Genomic DNA, 11,045 nt, shown 5'->3' with positions numbered 1-11,045 from the left:
AATAAGACATGTCAAGTTGAATACGGTTTTTCAGGAACGCAAGTCCCAGACCCGCTTCCATCTTTTTATTCAGTTCCCATGAATAGCCGGGATTTTCCGGGCGCACCGCGATGATGCTACTGCCGTCATAGCCCCATGTTGCGGGCCCGTATAATCCCAGATAGCCATAGTCGCCGATCTGGTCAGAGCCCGTCGTACCATAACTAAATCGCAGTTTGCCAAAGCTCAGCACCTCGTCCCATTTTTCTAAAAAAGATTCATTGCTAAAAATCCATCCTGCACCGATCGCGCCGAAATTGGCAAACTGGCTGCCTTTTGCAAAGCGACTGGAACCGTCGCGCCGTGCCGTCACATTCAGGATGTAACGCTTCCCCCATATATAATTAATACGACCAAACAGCGCAGCGTATTTATACGCCTGATTGACCGATTCATATTGCACGAAACTTGCCGCGGACGCCGGATCACGGATCACCACGTCGCTGGTGTAGCCCATTGCTGCAACAGTTTCGCCCTGTTGTACGCTATGCTGATGGGTAGCCCCGATCAGGACATTCACCCTTGCGTTCCTTGTAGTCATGGCATAATCCAGTTGCGGCTCCGCGATCCATGTGGTCAACCGGTTTCGGGCATAGATGTGTGTGCCGGTAATCCCATTTGCGATTTGTGACGGGCTGTAGGAACGAATAGGTTCCAGACGCATTTCGTCGCGCCCTATCGCGTTATACCCAAGACTGGCTCGCGCAAAGAAGCCGGGGAATATCTGATAACTTGCCGTGTTGTTCAGAATAAAATTCGATGTCTTGCCTTCGTAGGTTTGCACCGTATTGAAAAGTGGGTTTGTCCACGTTTCATTCTCCCAGTTCAATTCGCCGTCTTCGGTATATAACGCCGGTGCCACGGGCGGCAAGGCAATTGCCTGTGCGGTCAAATCAGACACCGGCAGGATAGTTTTCTCATACGTATAGTGGGGGGTCAGGCTTAACTGAAAGCGTCCGTCCTGCGATCCGTGTTTGAGATTAAAAAGGGTTGAGGCCCGGATATAATCAAAGCTGCCGGGAAAGACCGTTGTCTCCTTGCGATAGTCTCCCGCCAGCAAGAATTGCGTGTGCTTTTCACCACCATAAACCGACAGGCTGGCATTCGTGATATGGGCGGTGCCGCCGATCAACTTGTCCTGCCAATCTGTGTTACGGGTCGTATCCCACAGGATCAAATCGCGGGCGTTCCCAGCATTCGGCATCACGTTGTCGTTCCGGAACGCCTCATGCCGCATGGTGAGCCATTGCGCGGAATTGAGCAACTTCATCCGATGCCCCACCTGCCCGATGCCGCGATAGAAACGCGCTTCGGCTCCCGGCCCTTCATGAGTGGCTCGTTTGGTCGTAATCAGCACGACGCCGTTTGCACCACGCGAACCATAGATGGCCGTGGCATCTGCGTCTTTCAAAACGTCAATGCGTTCAATGTTGGCGGGATCAATCGCATTGAGCGGGCTTGATCGCGGCAAGATATCGCCACCGACAAGCGACGATGAAAGAGTGACGGACGGATACGGAACGCCATCGATAATATACAGCGGGCTGTTGCCTTCTTCGCGCAACGAGTTTCGTCCGCGAATACGGATCGTATATCCGCTGCCCGGTATGCCCGATGTCTGCTCGATAAAGGCTCCGGCCACCCTTCCTTGAAGGGCTTGAACCGGATTCGACACGGGAGCGCGCTTGAATTCTGTGGCTAATACCGTACTGATATTGCCGACGGCTTCAGCATGCGGAACCGTGTAATACCCGGTGTTGATGGTGACCACATCCAGTATGAGCGCATCAAGCGTTACATTTAATTGATCCCCGGACTCGATTTTGAAGCGTCGGGGCACGCGACCGGCATACGAAAAGATCAAAATGTCGCCTTTAATGACCTTGATCGTGTAGTTTCCGTCTGCATCGGTGACAGTGCCTTTGTTTTCATCTTTTACCGCAATGCTGACGAGCGGCAACGGCTCGCCCGTTTGGGAATCGGTAACGCGACCCTGTATTGTGAAAATCGTCAGCTTTCTGAAAATGATAATGTTTCGTCCGCGTTCTTCAAAACCTATAGGTGTGTAAAGTAGAACCGTATCTAAAAACTGCTGAACGGTGCGTGTTCCCTCCGGGAGATAAAGATCGACATGCTGTTCAACGAGAAGCGGCTGAAACACGAACATAAAACCGGCTTGCATTTGCACTTCTCGCATCACGTCCATCATACTGGCACGGCGTGCAACGGGAATTGTTATCGTTTTTCGATTGAGATTCCCTTGTGCTTGGACCTTGGCAGTACAGAACATGGCCGCGCCAAAAATGAAGACAATAAATCCAACCTTGTGCATAAAACATATCGTGTTTAATCCGCTAACTCTATGGGCTAAGCCGGACGGGCTGACGGTCTATATGACGGCGTATACCTATACCATCCTAATGACTCGGAATAATCCAGGAGGTATAAGAAATGTCGGCAGAAAAGACGGGAGTTATAGTGAAATAACTGAAAAAGAGTAGGACAAATCCTGTCTCACACCAAAATCTGTCTTAGGACTAGTTTGGTCGCATGGTAAAACGGGGGTCGAAGGCCAAGAAAAAACTCAACAGGATTGGGGAAGTCCTGATTGAAAAAGGTCTTACGCAGTCCTGGCTTGCCGGAGAAATGGACAAGGAATTTCGGACAGTCAATCGTTGGGTGAATAACCATAGCCAGCCCCCTATCCAAAAGCTCTATGAAATCGCGAAGGCTCTCAAAATCTCCGCTCGCGAATTGCTTTACGAAAGCCTGCCGAAATAGCCGACGATACCACGGCAAGTTTGAAGTTGCATGTATCGATATGAACTAATCGATGCTGTTCAGAAAAAAATTTCGAAATATTTTGATTTAAAAAAAGCACGCCGGAAGCACGCCGAAAAACAAAAAAGGCAGTTACTCTATTTGTAACTGCCTGTCTTTTAAGCTCCTCCTCTTGGACTTGAACCAAGGACCCTCTGATTAACAGTCAGATGCTCTAACCAGCTGAGCTAAGGAGGAATGTTAAATTTGGGAGTGCAATATTACTAGGTTGAGGGGGAATAATCCAAAACCTGAGAAGAATTTTCTTACATTTTTTTAAAAAGGATTGTACCAGACGCTGTAGCCCGAAAAAATGAACATCTTCGGAAAAATTAGTGCCACCCTATGCATCTCATACTGAAATCATTCCGTTTCCTCCCGGTTCTTTTCATGGCTTCTTCCATCCTGGCTCAAAAGATCCCGTTGTACCCTGTGACGGAAAAAACAACCATCGACGGTTTTGAAAAAGATAAAGAGCCACCCTACCTGGAGTTCTTCAGGGCTCTGCCCGACTCCGCGAAGGGTACGACGATCCTGGTTTGTCCCGGGGGTGGCTACTCACACCTGGCAGACCAGCATGAAGGGCGCGACGTGGCTGCCTTTTACACCCAACACGGCTATGATGTTTTTGTATTGCACTACCGTCTGAACGCACCCGACCAGCGCGGTCATCGTTTTCCCGACCAATACCGCGATGTCACCACGGCCCTGCGTGTGATTAAGTCCCGCGCAAAGGAGTGGAAGCTGAACCCCGAGCGCATCGGCATCCTGGGCTTTTCCGCCGGGGGGCACCTGGCCTCCATGGCCACCACGATGCACCTGCCCGCCGTAAAGAAAGCAAAATCGCCAGGGGAGCAATACAGCTCGCGACCGGCGTTCTCCATCCTGATCTATCCCGTCATTGCCTTATCGGGCGCCGCCGCCCACCGCGGCAGCTGTGAAATGCTGCTGGGCAAAAATCCCGACGACGCCCTTGTCGACTCACTCTCGACGTACAACCGCGTAAATGCTCACACCCCTCCTACCTTCCTGGTTCACTCCACCGACGACGAGGTAGTGCCGCCCGAAAACAGTGTACTTTTTTACGAGGCATTGCGCAGATACCGCATACCGGCCAGTCTGCATGTCTACGACCACGGTGGCCACGGATACGGCATGGCGCCGAAGGACCCGACGTTGAATACCTGGCCGGACCTAAGCCTCGCCTGGCTGAAAAAACTCGGCTATTAGAACATCTGACTATCAACACGTTGATGCGTCTATCGAAAATTATCAGCGGTTTTGGCAACTCTGATCCAAAATGTTCGTAAGTTTACTTTGTTACACAAAGTACTTTAGTAATGAAGAAAATCCAGGAGTATGAAAAGGATCTCGCATCGATCCGCACGATGATGGAGCGGTCTGCGAAGTTCATCTCCCTGAGCGGCCTGTCGGGTGTCATGGCCGGCATCTATGCACTGGCCGGTGCGGTGGCAGCCTACTTTATTGCGTATTATCCAGTGTCACCGCTGCGGTACCGCATCTACTCCGTGCAGGACCCACCCACGTTGCTGAAGCTTATTGCCGTGGCACTTGCCGTGCTGGCGGCGTCATTGACGACCGGCTTTTTCCTGAGCAGCCGCAAGGCACGACGCGACGGCTCCAGTCTGTGGACGCCGGCCAGTCGCAGATTGTTGCTCAGTGTGTCGATACCGTTGCTTACAGGTGGTATATTTGTCCTGATCATGCTGGGTACCGGGCATTACGGGCTGGCCGCCCCGGCGTGTCTCATATTCTACGGGTTGGCGCTCATACACGGCAGCGCCAATACAGTGGATGAGATACGATACCTGGGGTATTCGGAAATAATCCTGGGGCTCCTTGCCACAGGTTTTCCGGGCTACGGTTTGATCTTTTGGGCAATCGGTTTTGGTTTATTACATATTTTCTATGGCAGTATTATGTATCGAAAATATGAGAAGTGAGTGAAGCAACGACGACGTGAAAAACCCTTTTGAACAACTCGATAAGGTATTAGAGCACAGTACCCGGCTGCAGATCATGTCCATGCTGCTGGTGCACGACGCTATTGACTTTAATACGTTTAAAGAGGAGCTGAAATTGTCAGACGGTAGCCTGGCCTCGCACATGAAAGCGCTGGAACGGGAAAACTATGTCGCCGTGACAAAATCTTTTGTCGAGCGGAAACCTAAAACAAAATACAAGATCACAGCCAACGGACGGCATGCCTTCAAGAAACACATCGACGCCCTCGAGGCCGTGGTAAGGCAGCAACGCGATTAATTTTTTTTACTTAAACACTTTCAATTTAAAAGTACTTCTGTAGTAATATATGAAGGTCAAGATGATATTGCCTGCACTGACGGAAGCTGAGAGCCCGTTCTGGCGCCCAATCAAATATTCACTTTTCCCACCGCTGGGGCTGGCCACGCTCGCTTCTTACCTGTCGCCGTACGACGAGGTCGAGCTGCAAGACCAGCACGTAGAGCGTGTCAACCTCGACGATCGGCCCGACCTGGTCGTGATACAGGTATATATCACCAACGCTTATCGCGCCTACGCGTTTGCCGACCATTACCGGGCCAGGGGTGTGTATGTCGTGCTGGGCGGGCTACACGTAACGTCGCTGCCGGAAGAAGCCGCGCCGCACGCCGATACGATTTTCCTCGGCCCCGGTGAAGATACCTTTCCGCAGTTCCTGCGCGACTTCCGCGCCAAGCGGCCGCAGAAGCGTTACTCCTCCGCCGTACGCACGCTGGCGGGTGTCCCGCCGATCCGGCGCGACCTGATCAAACGGCATCTGTACCTCGTTCCTAATTCTATCGTGGTAACACGCGGCTGCCCGCACCATTGCACATTCTGTTATAAAGATGCCTTTTTCGAAGGCGGAAAAACGTTCTATACCCAGACCGTGGACGATGCCCTCGCGGAGATCGACCGGCTGCCCGGGCGCCATCTTTATTTCCTCGACGACCACCTGCTGGGCAACGTAAAATTTGCCTCAGCGCTCTTTGAAGGTATGAAAGGTATGAACCGGGTGTTCCAGGGCGCGGCGACAATCGACTCGATCCTGCGGGGCGATCTGATCGAGAAAGCGGCGGAAGCCGGACTGCGAAGCTTGTTTGTAGGGTTCGAGACCTTCTCGCCGGAAAACCTGCGACAGAGTAACAAAAAACAAAACCTGCAGAAAGATTATCAGCGAGCAGTCAAGCGCCTGCATTCGCTGGGCGTCATGATCAACGGCAGTTTCGTATTCGGTCTGGACGATGACGACGCCGATGTTTTTAAACGCACAGTAGACTGGGGCGTCAGCAACGGCATCACTACTTCCACCTACCACATCCTCACCCCCTACCCCGGCACCGCCTTGTATGCTGACATGCAACGCCAGGGACGTATCCTCACGGACAATTGGGACCGATACGACACACGGCACGTAGTATACCAAACACGGCGCATGTCGGCCGAAACCCTGGAAGAAGGATATCATTGGGCGTACCGGGAGTTCTACCGTTGGAGCAACATCACAAAAGCAAGCCTGACACACGACTCTGCCAAACACATGCTTAAACATTTCCTCTACAGCGGTGGTTGGAAAAAATTCGAATCCCTGTGGAATTTCCTGATCAAGACCCGCAGCCTGGAAAATATGCTGCCCCTGCTGGAGGCCATCCTTTCAAAAGTTCGCACCAACCCCGGGCCCGTACCTGAACAGCCGCTCCCTGCAGCAACAACCCTTACTCTTCAATAGCACATACAACTAACTTCTTATGGAAACTACACCTTCGACTTTCAGCCTCTTCGACCGCATCGGAACCTGGTTCCGCGAATCGGTCTTCGTCAAGCTTTTCACTATCGGCATTCTAACACTAATTCTTCTCATCCCTCAATCGTGGATCGAGTCACTCATTCGCGAGCGACAGTACCGCGCCAGTTCCGTCGTAAACGAAATTACATCCAAGTGGTCGGGGCCACAGACGCTGGCCGGCCCAGTATTGGTTATCCCATTTACGAACCGCGAACGCATCGACAAGGGCAAGGATGGCATAGAGATCCGCGAGTGGAAACAAGATGCATATTTTCTGCCCGAGCAGCTCGACGTAAAGGGCAACGTTACCCCGCAGGTTTTACACCGTGGACTGTTTGATGCCGCCGTGTACGAGTCTGTCATCAACCTGAATGCCCGTTTTACCAAACCCGATTTCAAAAAGCTCGGCGTCGCCGCCACCGACATTCATTGGAACGACGCACGTCTGACCTACTGCCTGAGCGACCTGCGTGGCATTAGCGACAACCCGGTATTTATGAACGGCCAGGCGGCCTTGAATGGAGAGCCTTCCAACCAGATCGGATTCTCTACCCCCGCAACGACCGTGTCATCCCTGCTAAACGACGACAGCGATGTCGACGCTTACCGCAACGTTGCCGCCGATGGCGCCAGCAGGACCGGTATTGTGACAACACTGCCCTGGCAATCCGAAGCCGATTTCAACGGTACGGTCACAGCAAAGCTTAATTTAAAAGGCAGCAGCTTGCTCTATTTTGTGCCCGTAGGCAAAACCACCGATGTCAGCCTGCAAGGCCCCTGGGCGAATCCCAGCTTTGACGGCGAGTTTCTGCCCGAAGATCGTGAGATCACAGACAAGGGATTTACCGCCCGGTGGAAGGTGCTGCACTATAACCGTCCGTTCGCACAAGAGTGGACAGGCACAGACACGCAGCTTTCCGGCGCCAGCTTCGGTACGCGTCTGCTGATTCCGGTAGATCAATATCAAAAAAGTATCCGCACGGCCAAGTACGGCATTCTGATCATTCTGCTGACGTTTGTCTCGTTGTTCCTGGTAGAGATCATTCGTAACATTCGCATTCACGCATTCCAATACCTGCTGATCGGTGCCGCGCTGATCATCTATTATACCTTGCTGTTGTCGCTGTCCGAGCACGTCGGCTATAACACGGCGTATTTGATCGCATCGAGCGCCACGGTCGTACTGGTGAGTTTATATGCGGCCAGCTTCCTGCGCAAAGGAGGCATGATCATATTCTTCGGCAGCATCCTGGTATTCTTCTACGGTTTCATTTTCGTGATCATTCAGATGCAGGATTACTCCTTGCTGCTGGGTAGCATCGGCTTGTTCATTGTCATAGCCCTGGTCATGTATTTCTCCCGTCACGTGGCGTGGTACAAGGAAGCGGCGCTTACACAAGACACCCCGCTCGGATCATAGGGTTGCTTACCGTTGTGTAAAAGAAAAAACAGCAGGCAACGGAAGGGGCCTGCTGTTTCTGTTTGTAGCATATGTGCGTTTTATTCTTTGTCGAGGAACGGGTAGCGGTAATCTACCGGCGGCACGAACGTTTCCTTGATCGTGCGCATAGACGCCCAGCGCAGCAGGTTTACTTTCGCGCCCGCTTTGTCGTTGGTACCCGAACCACGCGCGCCACCAAAGGGCTGCTGGCCGACGACCGCACCGGTAGGTTTGTCGTTGATGTAGAAGTTACCTGCCGCATTGGACAGTTTTTTCGCGGCCAGCTCGATGGCGTACCGGTCTTGCGAGAAGATCGAGCCGGTAAGCGCATACGGCGACGTGCTGTCCACCAGCTCCAGCGTTTCTTCGAAGTTGTCTTCGTGGTAAACGTAGATCGTCAGCACCGGGCCGAAGATCTCCTCACACATCGTTACCGACGAAGGGTCTTTCGAGACAATGATCGTCGGCTCTACGAAATATCCTTTTGACTTGTCGTATTTGCCACCGGCGATGATCTCGTTCATCGGATTCTTACGAGCCTGCTCGATGTAACCGGTAATCGTGTTGAAGGCGCGCTCGTCGATGACGGCGTTGATGAAGTTGCCGAAGTCTTCGGTGCCGCCCATCTTGAACGTCTTCAGATCCTCTTGCAAATACTTCTTCACGTCTTCCCACAGGTTGGACGGGATGTAGGCGCGCGATGCAGCCGAACACTTCTGTCCCTGATATTCAAACGCACCGCGCGACAACGCGGTCGCTACTTCGCGTGCGTGGGCGCTGCGGTGAACCATCACAAAGTCCTTACCGCCGGTTTCACCCACAATGCGCGGATAGCTTTTGTACTTCTCGATGTTCTGACCGATCGTCTTCCACATGGTACGGAAGACCTTGGTGCTGCCTGTAAAGTGCAGGCCTGCAAAATCAGGGTGGTTGAACACCACGTCACCGGTAGTCGGGCCGTCGGTATAGATCAGGTTGATCACACCGTCGGGCAGACCGGCGGCTTTAAATACCTGCATAATGACATGGGCCGCATAGATCTGTGTATGGGCGGCCTTCCAGACCACGGTGTTGCCCATAAGCGCCATGCTGGCGGGCAGGTTGCCGGCAATCGCCGTGAAGTTGAACGGAGTCACCGCGAAAGTAAAACCTTCGAGCGGGCGATACTCCATGCGGTTCCACACACCGGGCGACGACTCTGGCTGCTCCTGGTAGATCTGCGTCATGAAATATACATTGAAGCGCAGGAAGTCGATGAGCTCGCACGCAGAGTCGATCTCTGCCTGGAAGGGGCTCTTCGATTGGCCCAGCATCGTAGCGGCGTTGATTTTATAGCGATACGGACCGGCCAGCAGGTCAGCGGCTTTCAGGAAGATGGCGGCACGGTGTTCCCAGCCCAGGTTAGCCCATGATTCTTTCGCACCCAGCGCGGCGTTGATGGCCTGCTCTACGTGGCCTGCGTCGCCTTCATGGAAATGGCCTAGGGTATGTTTGTGGTCGTGGGGGGGAGACAGGCGTTTTTTATCGCCGGTGCGCACTTCTTCCGCGCCGATATACATCGGTATATCCAGCTCCTGCGCGCGTGCTTCTTCAAGGGCTTTCTTTAATGCTGCACGTTCTTTGCTGCCCGGAGCGTAGCTCAGCACCGGTTCATTTTTGGGATGGGGTACCTGGAAAAATCCTTTTGGCATAATTCGATCCGTTAAGTAGGTATTAGACTAATGCGTTATTCAGGGGGGCAAAGGTAATCGAAATCACAGAATCTGCCGCAGTTCGGAAAGACAGGTAATTTCATGTGTTACAACGGTCTGGTGACTGTTCTTCTCGGGGTTAAAGAACACGTGATCGATGGCGGCATCGCGTGCACCGCCGATGTCGGTAACGAGGTTGTCGCCGATCATGATCGCTTCGTGGCACAGCGCGGCGTTGCTGCGCAGGGCAAAGTCAAAAATTCCGCGCGCGGGCTTCTTGCAACCGGCGGTTTGCGAGGTGACGACGTGGTTGAAATACCGGTGCAGGCCGGCGGCCCGCATCTTGGTATGTTGCATTTCGTCAAAGCCGTTCGTGACGATCGACAGCGTGTACCGGCCGTGCAGGTACGCCAGAATGTCGTGCGCGTGCGGCATGAGGTTCGGCTTTTGGGGGCAGATCGCCAGGTAGTCGCGGTTGAGATCGGCGACCAGTGCTTCGCTGTAGGCGCCAAACGGCTCGAGCACTTGTTTGAAGCGCTCGCGGCGGAGCGTTTCGGTGTCGATGCGGCCCGTGTCGTAGAGGTCCCACAGGGCCAGGTTCACCGCGCGGAAGCTGGCCATGAAACTTTCAAAGTCGGTTACGCCGCGGGCGGCCAGTGCGTGCGTACCGTAGAGCTCTTCCAGGGTCTCGCGCGAGTTGGTTTCGTAGTCCCACAGGGTGTGGTCGAGATCAAAAAGCACGCATTTGTAGCTTTTCCCCATGTCTCCGGCCGTCTGCATATTTTTTATGTTCATGGTTTTCTTACATCCGCGCTCCGCCGCCGCGTTGCCACTCCTGGATCTGGCGCTTGTTGACCGCCAGCTCGCGGTTGGTGAACATCGTCTGGTACACCTGCAGGTCTTTCTGCAGTTGCACGTCCTTGCGCAGGAACTGGAAGATCTGCTTGATAATGTCGCCGACTTCGTCTTTTATGTAATAGAAAACCCAGTGGTTGTCGCGTTTGTGGCTGAGGATCCCCGCATTTTTTAAATAAATGAGATGACGCGAAGTCTTGGTTTGTGTAAAATCGAGGATTTTTTCCAGGTCGGTGATACACATTTCGCCGTTCACAAAAATCAGGTGCAGGATGCGCAGCCGTCCTTCGTCTGCGCAGGCCTTAAAAATCTGCGATCCGAGGGTGAGATTGAAACTTTTCAGGCGCATGGTACATCCTTCCTTTACCGCCAAAGGTATAGAAATTAGGGC

The 11,045-nt window shown here is 53.0% G+C and carries 10 protein-coding genes and 1 tRNA gene; 6 read left to right on the top strand and 5 right to left on the bottom strand.

Features of this window, described 5'->3' with window-relative positions; all coding sequences use genetic code 11:
* A partial coding sequence (locus KK078_RS06555) for a SusC/RagA family TonB-linked outer membrane protein (protein ID WP_254089446.1) occupies nt 1-2,371 on the bottom strand: 2,371 nt, incomplete at its 3' end.
* Between the two features lie 218 nt (nt 2,372-2,589).
* Here KK078_RS06555 and KK078_RS30380 point away from each other — a divergent pair.
* Nucleotides 2,590-2,820: a helix-turn-helix domain-containing protein gene (locus KK078_RS30380; RefSeq protein ID WP_262898607.1), complete on the top strand. Its 231-nt coding sequence runs from the start codon at nt 2,590-2,592 to the stop codon at nt 2,818-2,820.
* A 163-nt stretch (nt 2,821-2,983) separates the two neighbouring features.
* Here KK078_RS30380 and KK078_RS06545 read toward each other — a convergent pair.
* Nucleotides 2,984-3,057, bottom strand: a tRNA-Asn gene (locus tag KK078_RS06545).
* A 147-nt stretch (nt 3,058-3,204) separates the two neighbouring features.
* On the opposite strand from KK078_RS06545, the gene KK078_RS06540 reads away from it, so the two are divergent.
* The 5 genes from KK078_RS06540 to creD all read left to right on the top strand — a co-directional run bounded on the left by KK078_RS06540 (nt 3,205) and on the right by creD (nt 8,087).
* Nucleotides 3,205-4,089: an alpha/beta hydrolase gene (locus KK078_RS06540; protein ID WP_254089445.1), complete on the top strand. Its 885-nt coding sequence runs from the start codon at nt 3,205-3,207 to the stop codon at nt 4,087-4,089.
* A gap of 110 nt (nt 4,090-4,199) precedes the next feature.
* The gene (locus tag KK078_RS06535) at nt 4,200-4,823 is read left to right on the top strand and encodes a hypothetical protein (protein ID WP_254089444.1); all 624 of its coding nucleotides are present in this window, start codon (nt 4,200-4,202) and stop codon (nt 4,821-4,823) included.
* Between the two features lie 16 nt (nt 4,824-4,839).
* Nucleotides 4,840-5,142 carry a winged helix-turn-helix domain-containing protein gene (locus tag KK078_RS06530; protein ID WP_254089443.1) on the top strand — a complete coding sequence of 101 codons (303 nt, stop codon included), beginning with the start codon at nt 4,840-4,842 and terminating at the stop codon, nt 5,140-5,142.
* A 49-nt stretch (nt 5,143-5,191) separates the two neighbouring features.
* Nucleotides 5,192-6,610, top strand: a complete 1,419-nt coding sequence (locus tag KK078_RS06525) for a B12-binding domain-containing radical SAM protein (RefSeq protein WP_254089442.1) — start codon at nt 5,192-5,194, stop codon at nt 6,608-6,610.
* A gap of 19 nt (nt 6,611-6,629) precedes the next feature.
* On the top strand, nt 6,630-8,087 hold the full coding sequence (gene creD / locus KK078_RS06520; protein WP_254089441.1) for a cell envelope integrity protein CreD: 1,458 nt from the start codon (nt 6,630-6,632) through the stop codon (nt 8,085-8,087).
* A gap of 80 nt (nt 8,088-8,167) precedes the next feature.
* Here the strand turns inward: creD and pruA are convergent, their stop codons facing one another.
* From pruA to KK078_RS06505, 3 genes are all read right to left on the bottom strand, one after another.
* Entirely contained in the window at nt 8,168-9,799 is a 1,632-nt protein-coding gene (pruA, locus tag KK078_RS06515; RefSeq protein WP_254089440.1) for an L-glutamate gamma-semialdehyde dehydrogenase, read from the bottom strand.
* Nucleotides 9,800-9,862: 63 nt separating this feature from the next.
* Entirely contained in the window at nt 9,863-10,594 is a 732-nt protein-coding gene (locus tag KK078_RS06510) for a YjjG family noncanonical pyrimidine nucleotidase (protein WP_254089439.1), read from the bottom strand.
* A 7-nt stretch (nt 10,595-10,601) separates the two neighbouring features.
* Entirely contained in the window at nt 10,602-11,003 is a 402-nt protein-coding gene (locus KK078_RS06505; RefSeq protein WP_254089438.1) for an ArsR/SmtB family transcription factor, read from the bottom strand.
* Nucleotides 11,004-11,045 lie beyond the last annotated feature (42 nt).

Origin of the sequence: Dawidia soli (genome assembly GCF_018598185.1) — a bacterium.
Lineage (GTDB): Bacteria > Bacteroidota > Bacteroidia > Cytophagales > Cyclobacteriaceae > Ohtaekwangia > Ohtaekwangia soli.
The sequence above is the reverse complement of the archived record's forward strand: the minus strand, read 5'-3'. Positions and strand labels throughout refer to the sequence as shown.

Coding starts and splice junctions, on each gene's coding strand:
- KK078_RS06540 (WP_254089445.1), top strand. CDS start 3,205: ATGCATCTCATACTGAAATCATTCCGTTTCCTCCCGGTTCTTTTCATG.
- creD (WP_254089441.1), top strand. CDS start 6,630: ATGGAAACTACACCTTCGACTTTCAGCCTCTTCGACCGCATCGGAACC.
- KK078_RS06505 (WP_254089438.1), bottom strand. CDS start 11,003: ATGCGCCTGAAAAGTTTCAATCTCACCCTCGGATCGCAGATTTTTAAG.
- KK078_RS30380 (WP_262898607.1), top strand. CDS start 2,590: ATGGTAAAACGGGGGTCGAAGGCCAAGAAAAAACTCAACAGGATTGGG.
- KK078_RS06510 (WP_254089439.1), bottom strand. CDS start 10,594: ATGAACATAAAAAATATGCAGACGGCCGGAGACATGGGGAAAAGCTAC.
- KK078_RS06535 (WP_254089444.1), top strand. CDS start 4,200: ATGAAGAAAATCCAGGAGTATGAAAAGGATCTCGCATCGATCCGCACG.
- KK078_RS06525 (WP_254089442.1), top strand. CDS start 5,192: ATGAAGGTCAAGATGATATTGCCTGCACTGACGGAAGCTGAGAGCCCG.
- pruA (WP_254089440.1), bottom strand. CDS start 9,799: ATGCCAAAAGGATTTTTCCAGGTACCCCATCCCAAAAATGAACCGGTG.